We start from the raw sequence: 17537 nt of genomic DNA, 5'->3' as shown, positions 1-17537 counted from the left end.
CTACTCCACCGCCCCGGCCTTGACCTGGAGTTCGGTGTAGAGGGCGGTGACCAGCCCCTCGTCGCTGAGATCCCGCACGGTGTGCGCCCCGAGATCGACCAGCGCCTCGCCGAGGAAGGCGGCGAGCAGGGAGTAGTCGTCGTAGGCGTACTCCTGGAGCAGGGGGAGGATCTCGTCGCGGACGATCGCGGCCAGACCCGACACGGTGTCGACCGGGGCGCCGTTCGGGAGGAAGAAGGCCTGCCCGATCTGCTTCTCACGGTCGAGATGGGTCCGCACGCGTTGGTTGAGTGCGTCGAGAAGGTCCGCGAGGTGCAGCTGCTCCACATGGCACCCCTGGAGGGGCGCCGAGTCGGGGAGCTGCTCCAGGAAGGCGAAGCGACGGCGGATGGCCGCGTCCAGCACCCGGATGGAGCGGTCGGCCGTGTTCATGGTGCCGACCAGGTACACGTTGTCCGGCACGGTGAACTGCTCCTGGCTGAGCGGCAGCAGCACCTGGCAGCCCCGCTTGTCCTTCTCGAGGAGGGTGATCAACTCGCCGAAGATCTTGGGCAGGTTGCCGCGGTTGAGCTCGTCGACGACGACCAGGTACGGGCGGCCGGGGTCGGCTGCGGCCGCCTGGCACACCCGCTTGAACACCCCGTCGACCCGGTCCAGCATGAGACCGCCGGATCCGCCCTTCACCGGTCGGAAGCCCTCCACGAAGTCCTCGTAGCCGTATCCGGGGTGGAAGGTGACCGTCGTCAGCAGGCCGACCGCGGTCAACGCGTCGAGCGTGCGCCGGAACGCCGGGGTTCCGGGCTCCGCGTACGGGTCCACGTCCGGCAGGTCGCCGGCCAGTTCACCCAGCCAGCGGACCGCGAAACGCAGTGCGGTGTACGTCTTGCCCGTGCCCGGCGGCCCGTACAGCACCGCCTGACCCCGCCGGTCCAGCGCCTGGGCGAGCGGGATCAGCCCGGCGTCCAGGGGGCGGGTGGCCAGGGCGGCGTCGGTGGGGTCGGAGACGGGGTCGTCCTCGACGGACGGCGGGACCGCCTTGGCCCGCCGGATCCTGGTCCACATCTGGGCGGACACGTCCTTGACGGTGACGGTCGCCCAGGACCTCTCGGGTTCTTCCAGCCGGCCCGCGAAGCTCTCGTCCCACTCGACCTCGACCGTGTGCCGGTAGTGCGGGCGGTCCTCCCGCCAGGCGTAGCCGTCCCCGGCCACCCGGCCCACACCGAGGATCTCGCTCGTGCCCTTGTTGGCGACGACGAGGTCACCGGGCCTGAGACTCTGGAGCTTCCAGAGCTCGTTGGCCTTCGCGGTGATCTTCGACTGGTAGCCGCCGTACTCGTCCGTGTAGGCGGTGGTGAAGGCCGCCTGGAACTCGTCCTTGTCGGCGAACGAGCGCAGGTCCGTCACCTCGTCCCAGCCGGCCGCGATGAAACCCCCGGCCCGGCATTCTTCCCAGAGCGAGCCGTTCGCGCCGGGTGCGATCTTCACGATCTGCTGGGTCCGGACAGGATTGGTCCACCAGTACAGGAAAAGCACCACCAGGTCGTACGACCAGCCCGCGAACCGTTGCTCGCCGTCGATGACCTCCTTCAGCCGGGCGTGCAGGGCGAACCGGTCCAGCTTGGGGACGGGCTCGCCGGTGAGCTGCTGGACGAAGTGCCGCACGACATCGTGGCCGTAGACCGCCAGGGAGACCTCCGGCGCGTAGATCCTCAGTGTCTTGGCGACCAGGGCGGGGCCCGACCGAACGGCGTCGATGGTGTCGATGTCGGCGATCCGGCCCTCACGGGCCGCGGTCACGGCCGCGACGATCCCGGACCGTACCGCCTGCCATGCCTCCTCCTCGTCGGCGTAGCGCGAGTCATGCCACCAGGAACCGTCCTGGCTGCGCTGGTAGATGAGGTGCTTGGTGGAGGAGCCGCCGGCGATGCTGCCGAGCGCCCTGCTGCCGAACTCCAGCAGATAGCAGTACGGCCGGGTGCGGGCGCTGTCGCCCTGTCCGAGGGCGTACCGCTCCAGGGGCAGGGTCGGCCAGTCCTCCCAGGGAAAGTCACGGCGTACCTCCTCGGCCGCCGCCTCCATCGCGCGCAGCTCTCCCGTGAAACGGTCGCTGTCGAAGGCACGGACCGCTTCGTCCAGCGGCCACGGTCGCAGCGTGGCGGCCTGATGCGGGGAAACGGGGCGCAGGACGCAACTGCACGCGCTGGTGAGGGGCTGTCCCGCACCGCCGAGGAGCCCGAGGGACCGGGCGAATGCGGTGCGGGCCGCTGTGTCGTGGGACGGCGCGGAGTCGATGAGCCGCCGCCACAGCAGCCGGTCCGGGTCCGGGAAGCGGGGCAGCCTGTCGCCGTCGGTGAGATGACCGCACCGTGGGTCGTGGTGGATCTTGCGGCCGTAGGCGGGGAGGATGACCTCGCCCGGGGACGGAGTCAGTGCGAAGTCGTGGTTCTCGAAGGTGACGGTCACCTGATCCTGCACGTCGGACATGGCGCATCCCCCTGGTCCCGGCCGCCGCCCGCGACCGGCTAACTGTTCTCTTCCTCGGCCGGCTTCCGACCGTATCGCGTGACGACCGTCACCAGGAGCCGGAGGAGAAGCACGGACAGGCACCAGCCGGCCACGACGTCCAGCGGCCAGTGGTAGCCGCGGCGGACCAGGCCGTAGGAGACGCCGAGGACGAGAAGGCCGTAGAGGAGGACGAGGGTGCTACGGCTGCGGTGGGTGGGGAGGAGGGGAAGCAGGAGCAGGGTCGCGGAACCGTAGGCGACGGCCGCGGTGGCGGTGTGGCCGGAGGGGAAGTAGCCGGTGCCCGGGGGGACCACGGGGGTGCCGGAGCGGTCGGTCCAGATCTTGAGGGGGACGACGACGGCCGGGACGAGCGCCATGAGAAGGGCCGCCGCGGTGGCCGGAAGCCACCAGCGGTCTGTACCTCTGCGGCGGTGGTGCCAGGTCACGTAGGCCAGCGCCACGACCAGGACCGGTACGGCGACCTGGACATTGCCCAGGTCGGAGAGGCCCGCGCCGAGGCGGTCGGGGTGGCGCAGAGCGGCGCTGACCCGCTCGTCCACACGCAGAAGCGGCCCGTCCTCGACGACCTGCCAGGTGATCAGGGCGAAGAGGAGGGCCGGGATTCCGAGAAGGAGGGTGAGGAAGGCCGGCCGCCCCGGAACAGGGGGGGTGGTTCCGGGGCGGCCGATCAGATCGGTTCGTCGGCCGCCCCGGGGGGTTTGGGGCGGGCGACTGTCCGATCGGTGAGGAGATCCGGAGCCAGAGGCTCCAGTTGTGTGCGCGAGGGCACGACCAGGTCGAAGCTGGGGAGGCCCCGGCCTGATGTCGCCCACAGTCCCCTGTGGGCGGGGTGTATCTCTCATCTGGGTAGAACCTACGGCAGGGCGGCGGCGTACGACAGGCGGAATCCCATCCTCACAACCACCTCGCACACCTTCTTCACACCCTCTGCCGTTCGTCACCCCAGCCCCGGAATCCCAAGGGAGACCGGGCCTGTGACGTCAGATGCGGGTGAAGGCCTGCTCGATGATGTCGAGGCCCTCGTTCAGGAGATCCTCGCCGATGACGAGCGGGGGCAGGAAGCGCAGGACGTTGCCGTAGGTGCCACAGGTCAGGACCAGCAGGCCCTCCTGGTGGCAGGCCTTGGCGAGCGCGGCGGTCGCCTCCGGGTTCGGCTCCTTGGTCGTACGGTCCTTGACGAGTTCGATGGCGATCATGGCGCCGCGGCCGCGGATGTCGCCGATGTCGAACTTCTCGGCCATGGCGGAGAGGCGGGCCTTCATCGTGGCCTCGATCGCCTTCGCCCTCGCGTTGAGGTCGAGCTCCTTCATGGTTTCGATGGCGCCGAGCGCACCGGCGCAGGCGACCGGATTGCCGCCGTACGTGCCGCCGAGGCCGCCGGCGTGGGCGGCGTCCATGATCTCGGCGCGGCCGGTGACGGCGGCGAGCGGGAGGCCGCCGGCGATGCCCTTGGCGGTGGTGATCAGGTCCGGGACGATGCCCTCGTCCTCGCAGGCGAACCACTGGCCGGTGCGGCAGAAGCCGGACTGGATCTCGTCGGCGACGAAGACGATGCCGTTGTCCTCGGCGAACTGGCTGATCGCGGGCAGGAAGCCCTTCGCCGGCTCGATGAAGCCGCCCTCGCCGAGGACGGGCTCGATGATGATCGCGGCGACGTTCTCCGGGCCGACCTGCTTGGTGATCTGGTCGATGGCCTGGGCGGCGGCCTCGGGGCCGGCGTTCTCGGGGCCGGTGGGCCAGCGGTAGCCGTAGGCGACGGGGACGCGGTAGACCTCGGGGGCGAAGGGGCCGAAGCCGTGCTTGTACGGCATGTTCTTCGCGGTCAGCGCCATGGTGAGGTTGGTGCGGCCGTGGTAGCCGTGGTCGAAGACGACGACGGCCTGGCGCTTGGTGTAGGCCCGCGCGATCTTGACCGCGTTCTCGACGGCCTCGGCGCCGCTGTTGAACAGGGCTGACTTCTTGGCGTGGTCACCCGGGGTGAGCTCGGCGAGGGCCTCGGCGACCTGCACGTAGCCCTCGTACGGGGTGACCATGAAACAGGTGTGGGTGAAGTCGGCGAGCTGTGCCGTCGCCCGGCGTACGACGGCCTCGGCGGAGGCGCCGACGGACGTCACGGCGATGCCCGAACCGAAGTCGATCAGCCGGTTCCCGTCGACGTCCTCGATGATCCCGCCGCCCGCGCGCGCTGTGAACACGGGCAGCACGGACCCCACACCCTGCGCGACCGCGGCGACCCGGCGGGCCTGCAGCTCCTGCGACTTGGGGCCGGGGATGGCGGTGACGACGCGGCGCTCCTGCGGAAGTGCGGTCATGAGGGGCTCCTGGGGTGTTGCGGGCACGTACTTCTTTTCTCGCAGGCTAGGGCGGGGCTTGGAGGGTGGGCATGCTCCATGTGGGCGCTCTCGCCGACGCGGGTTGTCCGTCTTGGACATAGAGGAGTGCTGCTGCAGTAGTGGCCGGTGACCGTCGGCCCGGCCGCGTAAGCGGTGAACTCCCCTGGCGGGCGCGTTAGATTGGCCGCTGACGGTGGACGGAACGGCTGGTCGGGGAGCAGGGGCGATGGACAGCGACGGGACGCGGGACGCGCGGGGTACGCATGCGAATCCTGTGCCACGAGCACGGTCTGTGATGCCGCCGATGCCGTCCCGGGCGCCCGGGGTGCCCCCGCAGCCGGACGGTTCGGCGTTTCTGAGCTGGCTGCGGGCCCCTCGCCCCGAGGCCCCGCCCGGTGTGTGGCGGTTCGGCCATCGGGTCCGGCCGGAGCAGGAACCGGAGCAGATCCCCACGCGGCAGCTGCTGAGCGGCGCCGTGATCGGGTTCCTCTGCGGGTGGCTGCTCTGCTCCCTGCTGTACAACGGCTACCTGGGTGGTTTCTGGTTGTGGCCATGGTTCGTGATGGCTCCGGACTCGTGGACGCTGGGGCGCGCGGGATGGCTCAGCTCCCTTTCCTATGTCTATGAAGGCGTCTTCTTCTTCGGGATCTTCCTGGTCTTCGGGAAGATCAGCCGCTGGGGTGAGGTCTGGCGCCGCTTCGGCCCCCCTGCCTGGCGTTCCGCCGCGCCCGCCCACGAGCCTTCCCCCGCCCCCGAAGAGGACCCCGCCGAATGGCCCCAGCTTCGCGCCGCCGGTGCCCCCGATGCTGCTGAGCGGCTGGCCGCCGAGGCCCGGGCCGGGTTGATGCGGGACGTGGATCATGCCCGGATCGCGCGGGCCTGGCAGGGTGTGCGCAGTGGCCGGTTCAGCCTCGCCACGTTCACCGGTGCCGTGCTCCAGGAGGGCGCCGCCGCCTGTCTGCACCCCTCCGGGGCAAGGGATCTGCCCGCGCGGCTCGCTCGGCATGATCTCCTCACGGGCCAGGTGCGGCTCGGGACCACCGCCGACGACGCCCGTAACCCGTACGCCTACCGGGGGGCCGGGCTCGGGCTCGGGCCCGAGCTGCTGGGGACCTCGCTGCTGGCCGTCGGGCCGGCCGGGTCCGGGAAGACCGGGACCGTCATCCGGCCGATCGCCGAGTCGCTGTGTCTGCACGCCCTCGCCGGGCGGGCCGCCGTCGTGGTGGTCGGCGCCGCGGGCGCCGGGCTCGGACCGGCCGACGCCTACGACGTGGTCGTACAGATCGGGAATCCGGAGTCGGTGTACGACCTCGACCTGTACGGGGGGACGACCGATCCGGACGAAGCCGCGGCCGTGCTCGCCGAGGCGCTCGTCGGGGACCTCGCCGAGCCTCATCAGGGGGGCGACACGCGGCGGTCCACCACCGTGCTCGCCCAGCTCCTCGGGCCGTTCCAGGCGGTCCACGGCCGCTTCCCCTCCGTACCGGAGCTGCGGCAGCTGCTCGACGGCGCGCCCGGGCCGATGGCCGCGCTGCGGAAGGGCCTCGAGGACCGTGGACAGGCCTCGCTGCTGCGTGAACTCGACGCGCGGGAGCGGCAGATGGGGAATCCGGGAGATGTGGGGGGCATCCTCGCGGACCGGGTCGCGCTGCTCGACCGGCCCGCCTTCGCCTCGTTCTTCCAGAGCGCGGGCTCCGATGCGTCCGGGCAGTCGCGGCCGTTCTCGCTGAAGGCCCTCGACCACCCCGTCCGGGTCCGGATCGACCTGCCCCAGCGCGGGCACGCCGACGCCTCCCGGATCCTGGCGCGGCTGGTGCTCGCGCAGTTCACGGCGAGCGTCGCGGTGCGGGAGGACCGGTCGCTGTTCGCCTGCCTGGTCGTCGACGACGCCACGGGGGTCGTCACACCCGAAGCCGTACGGGGCGTGCAGCGGCTGCGGTCCGGCAACGCGGGAGTGGTGCTGACCTTGCGGACGCTGGACGACGTACCGCGGCCGTTGCGCGGTCCGCTGCTCGGGGCCACCGGGTGCCGGATGGCGCTGTCCGGGCTCACGCCGTGGGACGGTCAGGACTTCGCCGAGGTGTGGGGCAAGGAGTGGATCGAGGCGCGGGACGTCACCGACCGGCAGATCATCGCCGAGACCCCGGCCGGCAAGGTGCTGCACGCGGTGCGCCAGGTCATCACCGGCAAGGCGCCGACCGCGCGGGCGGTGACCGTACGGCAGGTCGAGCGGGAGCGGTGGTCCGCGTCCGAGCTGGCGCACGGGGTGCCGCCCGGGCACGCGGTGCTGTCGCTGACCACGGTGTCGGGTGAGCACGCGCCGCCGCTGCTGGTGGATCTGCGCGGATGACGTGACCCGAGGACCGTACGGTGAGGCAGAATCGTCACAGGCCGTTCATACACGGCGGCCAAAAGATCGCAACGATCACTGCTCCCTGACGCTCTGAAGGCCCCATGCCACCCACCCTCGCCTCGCTCGTCCACCACTCCGCGCTCAAGCTGACCGTGCGCGCGGGCGAGGACCGGCTGGACGTCCCGGTCCGCTGGGCACACGTCAGCGAGCTCGCCGACCCCGTCCCCTACATGGAGGGCGGGGAACTGCTGCTGATCACCGCGCTCAAGCTGGACGCGGAGGATCCGGAGGCCATGCGGCGGTATGTGAAGCGGCTGGCAGGGGCGGGAGTGGTGGGGCTCGGGTTCGCCGTCGGGGTCAACTACGACGAGATCCCCGAGGCCCTCGTCGACGCCGCCCGCGACGAGGAGCTCCCGTTGCTCGAAGTGCCGCGCCGCACCCCCTTCCTCGCCATCAGCAAGGCCGTGTCCGCGGCGATCGCGGCCGATCAGTACCGTTCCGTCACCGCGGGCTTCGCCGCCCAGCGCGAACTGACCAGGCAGGCCCTGTCCGACGGCCCGGAGGGGCTGCTCGGCGCGCTCGCCTCCCAGGTGGACGGCTGGGCGGCGCTCTACGACGCCTCGGGCGCCGTCGTCGCCGCCGCGCCGGAGTGGGCCGGCCGCCGGGCCGCGCGCCTCACCGCCGACGTGGAACGGCTGCGGGAGCGGCCCGCGCCCGCCTCCTCCGTGGTCGGCGGGTCCGGCACCGGCGAGAACGACGACCGGGTGGAGCTGCACTCGCTGGGCACCGGGCGGCGGCCGCGGGCCGCGCTGGCGGTGGGGACGGCCGCGGCACTCGGTACGGCGGAGCGGTACGCGGTGCACTCGGCGATCGCGCTGCTGACGCTCACGACCGAGCGGTCCCGCTCCCTGCAGGCCGCCGAACAGCGGATCGGGGTCGCGGTGCTGCGGATGCTGCTCGCGGGGGAGCCGGAGCACGCGCGCACGGTCGCGGGCGACCTGTACGGCGGACTCCTGGACGCGCCCTTCCGGCTGATCGTGGCGGAGACGGTCGCCGTGTCGTCCGTGCGGATCGCCGCCGACACCCCCGCCCGGGTCCCGTCCGCCGCCGCGCTCGCCGCGGCCGCCGTGGTGAACGGCGATCCGCTGGGGGCGCTCACCGAGATCGTGGAGTCCGCGGCGGCCCGCTCAGGGGAGACCGTGCTGGTGGTGCCCGAGGGGGAGCGGCTGGTGGTGCTGGCCGCGGACGGCGGGGCCGCGGTCACCGCGTGCGGGCAGTACGCGGTGGCGCTGGAGTCGGCGCGGACGGGTGAGCAGGCAGGCGCCGGGGACGAGGACGAACTGGTCGTCGGTGTCTCGGCCCCCACCGGACCGATCGCCGCCGCGGCCGCCTACAAGCAGGCCGAACAGGCACTCTCGGTCGCCCGGCGGCGGGGCCGGGTGTACGTCGAGCACGAACAGCTGGCCGCCGGATCGGTGCTGCCGCTGCTCGCCGACGACGCCGTACGGGCCTTCGCGGACGGGCTGCTGCGACCGCTGTACGAGCACGACGCGACCGGCCGGGGCGACCTGGTCGCCTCGCTGCGGGCCTGGCTCTCCCGGCACGGCCAGTGGGACGCGGCCGCCGCCGACCTGGGCGTCCACCGGCACACGCTGCGGTACCGGATGCGCCGGGTCGAGGAGATCCTGGGCCGCTCCCTGGACGACCCGGACGTACGCATGGAGCTGTGGCTGGCGCTGAAGACGGCGGCGGCCGAATAGCTGAAGACGACGGCGGCCGAATGGCGGCGGTTGGCCGGGCTGGAGTGCTGATCCGTCCCACTGCTACACCCCGGACAAATTCCCTCGTGACCTCGCGGCCCTACCGTGGGGGCATGACTTCCACCACCGCCTTCTGGCTCGCCGGCCGCCAGGTCACCGGCGAGGACACCTTCGATGTCACCTCTCCGTGGGACGGCCGGCTGGTCGGCACGGTGAGTGTGCCGAGCGACGCGCAGATCGAGGAGGCCGTGGCCGCCGCGTACGCCGTCCGCGAGGACTTCGCGGCCACTCCCGCCCACGTCCGCGCCGCCGCCCTCGACCACGTCAGCCGCAGGCTCGTCGAGCGCACCGAGGAGATCGCGCGGCTGATCTCCGCCGAGAACGGCAAGCCGCTCAAGTGGGCCCGGGGCGAGGTCGGCCGTGCCGTCTCGGTGTTCCGGTTCGCCGCGGAGGAGGCCCGGCGGTTCAACGGCGGTGAGGCCCAGCGCCTCGACACCGACCTGGGCGGCCAGGGGCGTCTCGCGCTGACCCGGCGTTTCCCGAAGGGGGTCGTGCTCGGGATCGCGCCCTTCAACTTCCCGCTCAACCTCTGTGCCCACAAGATCGCCCCGGCGATCGCGGCCGGCGCGCCGATCATCCTGAAGCCGGCCCCGGCGACCCCGCTCTCCGGGCTGATCATCGGCGACCTCCTCGCCGAGACCGAGCTGCCCGCCGGCGCGTGGAGCATCCTGCCCGTCCCCAACGACCGGATGCCCGCCCTCGTGCAGGACGAGCGTCTGCCCGTGATCTCCTTCACCGGTTCCGAGAAGGTCGGCTACGCGATCATGGACTCGGTACCGCGCAAGCACTGCACCCTGGAGCTCGGCGGCAACGGCGCGGCGGTCGTCCTCGGCGACTACGCGAGCGACGAGGACCTCGACTGGGCCGCGACCCGCATCGCGACCTTCTCCAACTATCAGGGCGGCCAGTCCTGCATCTCCGTGCAGCGGGTGATCGCCGACGCGTCGGTGTACGACCGGCTGCTCCCGAGGATCGTCGCCGCCGTCGAGGCCCAGGTCACCGGCGATCCGAGCGACGACAAGACCGACGTCGGTCCCCTGGTCAGCGAGGACGCGGCGGTGCGCGTCGAGGCGTGGGTGAAGGAGGCCGTCGAGGCCGGCGCCACCCTGCTCACCGGCGGCGACCGCGACGGCGCCTCCTATGCGCCGACCGTCCTCGCCGACGTCCCGGCCGACACGACGATCTCCTGCGAGGAGGTCTTCGGCCCGGTCCTCACCGTGCAGAAGGTGAACGGCGAGGCGGAGGCCTTCGCCGCCGTCAACGCCTCCAAGTACGGCCTCCAGGCAGGCGTGTTCACCCACGACCTGCAGGCCGCCTTCCGCGCCCACCGCGCCCTGGAGGTCGGCGGCGTGGTCGTCGGCGACGTCCCCTCCTACCGCGCCGACCAGATGCCGTACGGCGGTGTCAAGCAGTCCGGTGTCGGTCGTGAGGGCGTGAAGTTCGCGATGGACGACTACACCTACGAGCGGGTGCTGGTGCTGACCGGCCTCGCGCTCTGAGGGCCACGGCAGGAACCCATGGCTAATGGGAACCATTTTCATGTAGGGTGGGCGCAGCGACGCTGACCCGCCGCCCGAAGGGGCCCGGCATCGATGCCTTCCGGTGCCGGGCCCCTTCATGTCGTCAGCTGCTCCGGTCCCTCAACCGGAGAAGCCGACATGCGCGAGCCGCAACGGGCCGCGCAGCCTGAGATGCACGTCGTGCACGCCCTCGGCGACGATCCCGGCGCCGAGGCTGGTGTAGTCGTACGGTCCGGACTCGGACTCCGCCACCTCCCAGGTGGCGAGCACCGCGCCACCGTCCAGGGACAGTTCGACCGAGCCCTCGCCGGAGACCAGGGCCGTCACCTCGGTGACGCCGTCGCCGAAGTCGCAGTCCCGGTAGACCAGTTCGCCGGTACGGCCCTCGGCGGCCGTCACCGCGTCGCCCGCCGTCTTCGTCCGGTCGACGATCTCGACACCGCTCTGCTCGTCGAAGTCCGCGCCCTCCAGGCCCCGTCGGAGCACGGGACGCGGTGCGCCGGGCTCGCCGTCGAGCAGCACCGTCGTCCGCAGCCGGATGTCCTCGCTGGAAGCACCGGCCAGGAGCTCGTACGGGCCCGGATCCACACGCCACCGGCTCTGCGCCACGTCCCAGAACTCGAAGGCGCGCAAGGGGACTTCGAAGGACAGCTCTTCCCGGGCGCCCGGGGCGAGCGTCACGCGCCGGTGGGCCACCAGCTCGCGGCGCGGGCGGGGCAGCGCCGGGTCGATCGCGCGGGAGTAGAGCTGCGCGACCTCGTCAGCGGTGACGTCACCGGTGTTCGTGATCGTGAACGAGACGTGTGCCGCCCCGTCGTCGATCCGCACGTCGAGGTCACCGTACGAGAAGGACGCGTACGACAGTCCGTGGCCGAACGGGAACAGGGGCGTGCCCTCGAAGTACAGGTAGGTCTGACGGCTGCCGATGACGTCGTAGTCGAGCAGGCCGGGCAGGTCCGCGTCGCTCTCGTACCAGGTCTGCGGGAGGCGGCCGGCGGGGGAGACGTCACCGGCCAGGACGCGGGCCAGGGCGGTGCCGGCCGCCTGGCCGCCGTGGGCCGTCCACAGCGCCGCGGCCAGGCCGGACGTGTCGACCGCGTACGGGTAGGCCGAGACCAGGGTCAGCACGGTCCGCGGGTTCGCGGCGCGTGCCGCCCGCAGCAGGCGCTCCTGGTGGGCGGGGAGTCGCAGGGAGGCGCGGTCCTCGGTCTCGCGGCCGTTGATGTGCGGGTCGTTGCCCGCGACGACCAGGACGACGTCGGCCTCGGAGGTGACCCGGGTCACTGCGTCCTCGCCGCGTTCGACGATGATCAGCGTGAAGGTTTCCGGCTCCGCCCCGGGTGCCGGATTCTCGTCGGCAACCTTCACTCCGTCCGCGGCGACAGTGACGTGGCGGCCCGTACCGATGTGCCTGAGGAGGTGACCGCTGCCGTGCTGCTCCAGGCGGAAGGTCTCCTGGACGACCCAGCCCCCCGGCTGGTCGGCGGAGGCGCGCAGGTAGCCGTCCTCGGCGACGGAGAGATAGCGGCCGTCGGGGGCACGGAGCGTGAGGACGCCCTCGTCCCAGTCGATCAGCGCGAACTCGGTGCCGGTCGCGTCGGTCGTCAGCGGGGGCAGGTCCGTGCGGCCCGCGAGCAGCGCCGGGTCCAGGGCGCCCTCGGCTCCGCGCACCTCGTCCTCGCCGTCCTCGGCGGCCAGGACGTGCAGGAACGTCCCGGCGGAGGTCTTGAGCCGGACCCGGTCCACGCCCTCCGCGAACTCCACCCGCTCGGCGCCGAACCGCTCGTACAGCCCCTCCAGCGGGGTGGAGCGGTGGATGAGCGTGCCGCTGTACCAGTCCCGCTTGCACTCGTCGGCGAGCAGGCCGACCACGGCGAGCCGGGTGTCGGGGGCGAGCGGCAGCACACCGTCGTTCCTGAGCAGCACGATCGCCTGCTCGGCGGCCTCCTGGGCGAGCGCGCGATGCTCCGGGGTGTCGAAGTCCCGGACCTCGGCGTGCGGGTCGTGATGCGGGTCGAACTCGCCGAGCCGGAAGCGGACCGAGAGCTGTCGGCGCACCGCGGTGTCGATCTCGGCCTCGGTCAACAGACCCTGGTCCAGGGCCCCTTGGATACGCGCGATCATCTGCGAGCTGTCCGTGCCATGGTCGGTGAAGCTGTCGACACCGGCCCGGAGGGAGGCCGCGGTGGCTTCCTCGTGGGTGTCGAAGTAGTGCTCGTGATCGACCAGGTTGGAGGGCGCGCCCGCGTCCGAGCAGACCAGCAGCTCCTCCTCCGTCCAGGCGCGCAGGTGCTCGCGAAGATACGGCGAGACGTGGTTGGGGCGGCCGTTGACCAGGTTGTACGCGGGCATCACGCCGGCCACCGCGCCCGCCTCGACCGCCTCGCGGAAGGCCCGCAGGTCGTACTCGTGCAGCACGCGCGGACGCACCGAGCTCGACGAAGTGGCCCGGTCCGTCTCGTTGTTGTGGGCCAGCCAGTGCTTGAGCACCGGGGCCGTGCGCCAGTACGTCGGGTGGTCGCCGCGCAGCCCGTGGGTGTAGGCGGTGGCGATGGCCGAGGTGAGCTTCGGGTCCTCCGAGTAGCCCTCCTCGTTACGGCCCCACAGCGGATGGCGGAGCAGATTGACCGTCGGTGCCCAGATGTTGAGGCCGACCCTGTCGTCGCGGGCGCGCATCGCCCGGACCTCCTTGGACACCGCCTCGCCGATCCGCCGTACGAGCTCGGTGTTCCAGGTCGCGCCCAGGCCCACCGCCTGCGGGAAGACCGTCGCCGGCCCCATCCAGGCGACGCCGTGCAGCGCCTCCTGCCCGGTGCGGAACGCCGCGATGCCGAGTCGCTCGACGGCCGGGGCGAACTGGTGCAGGAAGCCGATCTTCTCGTCGAGGGTCAGCCGCGACAGCAGATCGTCGATGCGCTTCGCGAACGGCAGGTGCGGATCGCGAAAAGGCGGTGTGTGCGGCGGGTGTGCGGTCACGTGGGGATCCCCTTGCGATGGATCGGTTCGATGCTTTCGAAGCGCTTCGATGCTCATTCGACACCGGGGTGGGTGTCAAGAGATCAACACCGTCACTTCAGGCGGTGCATAAGAAAAGGTCACCTCTCTTACCTCCGAGGAATCTTGGGAACGACCCTTGTGCACCCCTGGGTGTTCACTTAACCTCACAGCAACATCGAAGCGCTTCGACTACGGATTCCGTCACACCGTCGAAGCATCGCTTCAGCTCAGCCAGTTCCACTCAAGACACCGCAGCCGACGGCTCCACCGCCGGGTGTCCTGGTGCGCCATGAAGGGTTGACGCAATGACGCCGAACGCCGCTTCCGCCTCCTCCGGGCCCAGCCGGAGAAGCTTCCTCGCCTCCACCGCGGTCGCCACCGCAGCGGTGGCGGGCGGGATGCCGCTGCTTGCCGCCTGTGGCGGCTCGGACAGCGGGGAGCGTGAAGGGACCACGTCGGGCAAGGCCGCGGACAAGCTGCTCCCGACCTTCGTCGCCAGCACGGTCGCGAACCCGGACCTGCCGTCCAAGAACGGCTCGGCCGCCGGCTACACCGGCAAGGTCGACCTCGCGGCGCTGAAGACCTCGGTCCCGAAGAAGCTCGGCACCGGCGCCCCCCTCAAGATCATGTCCCCGTTCTGGGGCTCCCCGCCGAAGGCCGGCTGCGCCTACTACACGGCACTCGACGCCGCCGCGGGCACCAAGATCACCTGGCAGAACCAGGACGGCAACACCTACGGCGAGAAGCTCGGCGCCGTCCTCGCCTCCAGCTCCATACCCGACATGGTGGTGGTGCCGAGTTGGGAACTGGTCGGCAAGATCTCGAACGCCGTCACCGCGAAGTTCATGGACCTCAGCCCCTACATCGCGGGCGACAAGATCAAGAAGTACCCGAACCTGGCCGCGATTCCTTCCGACGCCTGGCGCATGGGCATCTTCGGCGGCGCGCTGCGCGGGATCCCGATGCCGGCCGCCACCGCGAACTGGATCGCGCCCCTGTACCGCAAGGACCTCTTCGACAAGAAGGGCTACTCGGTACCCACGTCGCCCGAAGAGTTCCTGAGCTGGGCCAAGGAGGCAACCAGCGCCAAGGCCAAGGTGTGGGCCTGCAACGACATGACCTGGTCCGCGTGGAGCAACTTCGGCGTCCGCCCCTCCGGCACGCTCGGCTGGAACATCGGGGACGACGGCAAGCTGACCTACCGCCACGAGGTGCCCGAGTACCTCGAGGCCCTGGAGTGGGTCCGCAAGCTGTTCGACGCCGGTGTGGTGCACCCCGACGACAAGGCGCGCACGGGCGACCAGGGCCAGCGGTTCACCGCCGGGCAGGTCCTGGTCTGGAACACCAACATCGCCGACTGGTACGGGAAGACCGCCGAACAGGCCCAGTCCAACCCGGACTTCCAGATCGACGTCATCGACATCTACGGCGCGGACGGCGGCGACCCCACGCTGTGGGCCTCCCAGCCCGCCACCATCTGGTCGTTGATCCGCAAGGGCGCCTCCAGGACGACGATCGAGAACGCGCTGGCCGCCGCCGACTTCTCGGCCGCGCCCTACGGCACCAAGGAGCGGATGCTCGTCGACTACGGCGTCGAGGGCACCCACTACACCGTCAAGGACGGCGTCCCGGTCAAGAACGACCTCGGCAACTCCGAGGTCATCAATGCCTGGGTGATGCTGGCCGCGCCGGCCGCCTACTTCGCCCACCCCGACTTCCCCGAGGTCGCCCGCAAGCAGGTCGAGTGGCAGCAGCGGATGGGCGCCTTCATGAAGAAGACGTCCACGTTCGGCATGAACATCGTCGAGCCGACCCGGTGGGCCAACCTCTCCAGCCAGTTCGAGCAGCTGGAGATCGACTACGTGCGCGGCAACCGCAAGCTCTCCGACGTCCAGGCCGCCATCTCCACCTGGAAGTCCTCCGGCGGCGACAAGCTGCGCGACTGGTACAAGGAGCTCATCGACAAGAACGGCAGCGGCAACTGATGTCCCTCACGGCCGGGAGCAGGCCCGACGGGACTCGTCCTCCCGCGGCCGTCGAGGAACCGACGGCCGCGGTGACCGCGGCGGTGGTGAAGGACCGGGTTCCGGCCAAGGCGAGCAAGGCCGGCAAGGTTCCCTTCAAGATCCGGCTGCGCCGCGACCGCACGCTCATCCTGATGACGCTGCCGGTCATGGTCCTGCTCCTGCTCTTCAACTACGTCCCGCTGCTCGGCAACGTCGTCGCCTTCCAGGAGTACGACCCGTACGTCTCCAGCAACGGCGTCACCGCGATCTTCCACAGCCCCTGGGTCGGCGTGGAGCAGTTCTCGCGGATGATCGACGACCCGCTGTTCTGGAGCGCCGCGAAGAACACCATCGTACTGTTCGTGCTCCAGCTGGTGCTGTTCTTCCCGATCCCCATCGCCCTGGCGCTGCTCATCAACAGCGTGATCCGGCCCCGGGTCCGGGCCGTGGCGCAGGCGATCATGTATCTGCCGCACTTTTTCTCGTGGGTCCTCGTCGTCACCGTGTTCCAGCAGATCTTCGGCGGCGCGGGCATCATCGCCCAGACCCTGGAGGACCACGGCTGGACCGGCTTCGACCTGATGACCAACGCGGGCCTCTTCAAGTACCTGGTGACCGCGCAGGCCGTCTGGAAGGACTCCGGCTGGGGGATCATCGTCTTCCTCGCCGCGCTGGCCGCCGTCAGTACCGACCTGTACGAGGCCGCCGCCATGGACGGCGCCGGACGCTGGCGCCGTATGTGGCACGTGACGCTGCCCGCACTGCGTCCGGTGATCGCGCTCCTGCTGGTCCTCAGGGTCGGCGACGCGCTCAGCGTCGGCTTCGAGCAGTTCCTGCTCCAGCGGTACGCGGTCGGGGTCGGGGCCAGCGAGGTCCTGGACACCTACGTGTGGAACATGGGTATCCAGAACGGCGACTTCAGCTACGCGGCCGCGGTCGGCCTCGTCAAGGGAGCCATCGGACTTTGTCTCGTCCTGGCCGCGAACAAGTTCGCGCACCTGCTGGGCGAGCAGGGGGTGTATCAGAAGTGAGCCTCAACACGCAGCTCATCCGCAGTCTCAAGGCCCCGGCCAGGCCCGTCTGGGAGGAGCCGCCCAGCAAGGCCGGACTCACCGCGAAGAGCGGTTTCCTTCTCCTGTGCTGCCTGGGCGTGCTCGGTCCGCTGTGGATCGTCATCGTCACCAGCCTCTCCCCGAAACCGGTGATCGACCGGGTCGGCGGGCTCGTCGTGATCCCCCAGGGCATCACCTTCGTCAACTACACGGAACTGCTCAGCGGGGGCCAGGTCAGCCGGGCCATCATGGTGTCGGTCGGGGTCACCCTCGTCGGCACGCTGTTCTCGATGGCGGTGTCGGTGCTGGCGGCGTACGGGCTGTCGCGGCCGGGGAGCCTCGGGCACCGGTTCTTCCTGGTGACCATGATGGCGACGATGTTCTTCGGCGCCGGCCTCATCCCGACGTATCTGCTGGTGCAGTCGCTGGGGCTCACGGACACCTATCTGTCCCTGATCCTGCCGAGCGCGGTCAGCGTCTTCAACATCCTGGTGCTGCGGGCCTTCTTCATGGGGATCTCGCCCGAGCTCACCGAGTCCGCGCGGATCGATGGCGCCGGGGACATGAGGATCCTGCTGACCATCATCATGCCGCTGTCCCGGGCGGTGCTGGCCGTGATCTCGCTCTTCTACGCGGTCGGGTACTGGAGTGCCTGGTTCAACGCGTCGATCTATCTCAGCGATCAGTCGATGATGCCGCTGCAGAACGTGCTCATTCAGCTGGTGCAGAAGAACACGGCGAACCCTACGGGGTTGCAGCAGGCGGTGCGTACGGGGCAGTTGTCGGCGCTGGGTTTGCAGATGGCTGTGATGGTGCTGGCGTTGATTCCGGTGGCGGTGGCTTCTCCGTTCGTGCAGCGGCATTTCAAGAAGGGCATGCTCACGGGCGCGGTGAAGGGGTGACCTGCGCCTGATCGACCGGGGGCTTCGA

General features: G+C 70.7%; 10 protein-coding genes. 6 read left to right on the top strand and 4 right to left on the bottom strand.

The genetic code is table 11. From position 1 onward, the window contains the following. The 3 genes from ABZT06_RS17225 to gabT form a co-directional block, all read right to left on the bottom strand. Positions 1 to 2484 (bottom strand): AAA family ATPase, encoded by a 2484-nt coding sequence (locus tag ABZT06_RS17225; RefSeq protein ID WP_355741021.1) that lies wholly within the window; start codon positions 2482 to 2484, stop codon positions 1 to 3. Positions 2485 to 2522: 38 nt separating this feature from the next. Beyond that, positions 2523 to 3338, bottom strand: coding sequence for a phosphatase PAP2 family protein (locus tag ABZT06_RS17220; RefSeq protein WP_355741472.1), 816 nt, complete (start codon positions 3336 to 3338; stop codon positions 2523 to 2525). Positions 3339 to 3506: 168 nt separating this feature from the next. Beyond that, a complete protein-coding gene (gene gabT / locus ABZT06_RS17215; RefSeq protein ID WP_355741019.1) occupies positions 3507 to 4838 on the bottom strand; it encodes a 4-aminobutyrate--2-oxoglutarate transaminase in 1332 nt (443 codons plus the stop codon). A 247-nt stretch (positions 4839 to 5085) separates the two neighbouring features. Here gabT and ABZT06_RS17210 point away from each other — a divergent pair, with 247 nt between their 5' ends. The 3 genes from ABZT06_RS17210 (at position 5086) to ABZT06_RS17200 (ending at position 10531) form a co-directional block, all read left to right on the top strand. Beyond that, the gene (locus tag ABZT06_RS17210; RefSeq protein ID WP_355741017.1) at positions 5086 to 7209 is read left to right on the top strand and encodes an ATP-binding protein; all 2124 of its coding nucleotides are present in this window, start codon (positions 5086 to 5088) and stop codon (positions 7207 to 7209) included. A 104-nt stretch (positions 7210 to 7313) separates the two neighbouring features. Next, the gene (locus ABZT06_RS17205) at positions 7314 to 8972 is read left to right on the top strand and encodes a PucR family transcriptional regulator (protein WP_355741015.1); all 1659 of its coding nucleotides are present in this window, start codon (positions 7314 to 7316) and stop codon (positions 8970 to 8972) included. 113 nt (positions 8973 to 9085) lie between these two features. Further along, positions 9086 to 10531, top strand: a complete 1446-nt coding sequence (locus tag ABZT06_RS17200; RefSeq protein ID WP_355741013.1) for an aldehyde dehydrogenase family protein — start codon at positions 9086 to 9088, stop codon at positions 10529 to 10531. A 141-nt stretch (positions 10532 to 10672) separates the two neighbouring features. Here ABZT06_RS17200 and ABZT06_RS17195 read toward each other — a convergent pair whose 3' ends face one another. Further along, positions 10673 to 13528, bottom strand: a complete 2856-nt coding sequence (locus tag ABZT06_RS17195; RefSeq protein WP_355741011.1) for a glycoside hydrolase family 3 C-terminal domain-containing protein — start codon at positions 13526 to 13528, stop codon at positions 10673 to 10675. A gap of 326 nt (positions 13529 to 13854) precedes the next feature. On the opposite strand from ABZT06_RS17195, the gene ABZT06_RS17190 reads away from it, so the two are divergent. From ABZT06_RS17190 to ABZT06_RS17180, 3 genes are read left to right on the top strand one after another with little or no spacing between them, the layout of a single operon-like run. Continuing rightward, on the top strand, positions 13855 to 15534 hold the full coding sequence (locus ABZT06_RS17190) for an extracellular solute-binding protein (RefSeq protein WP_355741009.1): 1680 nt from the start codon (positions 13855 to 13857) through the stop codon (positions 15532 to 15534). Then, the gene (locus tag ABZT06_RS17185; RefSeq protein ID WP_355741007.1) at positions 15534 to 16586 is read left to right on the top strand and encodes an ABC transporter permease subunit; all 1053 of its coding nucleotides are present in this window, start codon (positions 15534 to 15536) and stop codon (positions 16584 to 16586) included. The genes ABZT06_RS17190 and ABZT06_RS17185 overlap by 1 nt, the downstream gene beginning before the upstream one ends. After that, positions 16583 to 17509 carry a carbohydrate ABC transporter permease gene (locus ABZT06_RS17180; RefSeq protein WP_355741005.1) on the top strand — a complete coding sequence of 309 codons (927 nt, stop codon included), beginning with the start codon at positions 16583 to 16585 and terminating at the stop codon, positions 17507 to 17509. Before ABZT06_RS17185 ends, ABZT06_RS17180 begins: the two co-directional genes overlap by 4 nt. The last annotated feature ends 28 nt before the right edge of the window (positions 17510 to 17537 follow it).

The organism is Streptomyces sp. NPDC005483, from assembly GCF_040606035.1.
GTDB lineage: Bacteria > Actinomycetota > Actinomycetes > Streptomycetales > Streptomycetaceae > Streptomyces.
This window is presented reverse-complemented; position numbering and strand designations above follow the sequence as displayed.

What these genes read in the sequence shown, in the direction of transcription:
- ABZT06_RS17225 (WP_355741021.1), bottom strand. Translation starts at nt 2,484, where the DNA reads ATGTCCGACGTGCAGGATCAGGTGACCGTCACCTTCGAGAACCACGAC.
- gabT (WP_355741019.1), bottom strand. Translation starts at nt 4,838, where the DNA reads ATGACCGCACTTCCGCAGGAGCGCCGCGTCGTCACCGCCATCCCCGGC.
- ABZT06_RS17210 (WP_355741017.1), top strand. Translation starts at nt 5,086, where the DNA reads ATGGACAGCGACGGGACGCGGGACGCGCGGGGTACGCATGCGAATCCT.
- ABZT06_RS17205 (WP_355741015.1), top strand. Translation starts at nt 7,314, where the DNA reads ATGCCACCCACCCTCGCCTCGCTCGTCCACCACTCCGCGCTCAAGCTG.
- ABZT06_RS17200 (WP_355741013.1), top strand. Translation starts at nt 9,086, where the DNA reads ATGACTTCCACCACCGCCTTCTGGCTCGCCGGCCGCCAGGTCACCGGC.
- ABZT06_RS17190 (WP_355741009.1), top strand. Translation starts at nt 13,855, where the DNA reads ATGACGCCGAACGCCGCTTCCGCCTCCTCCGGGCCCAGCCGGAGAAGC.
- ABZT06_RS17185 (WP_355741007.1), top strand. Translation starts at nt 15,534, where the DNA reads ATGTCCCTCACGGCCGGGAGCAGGCCCGACGGGACTCGTCCTCCCGCG.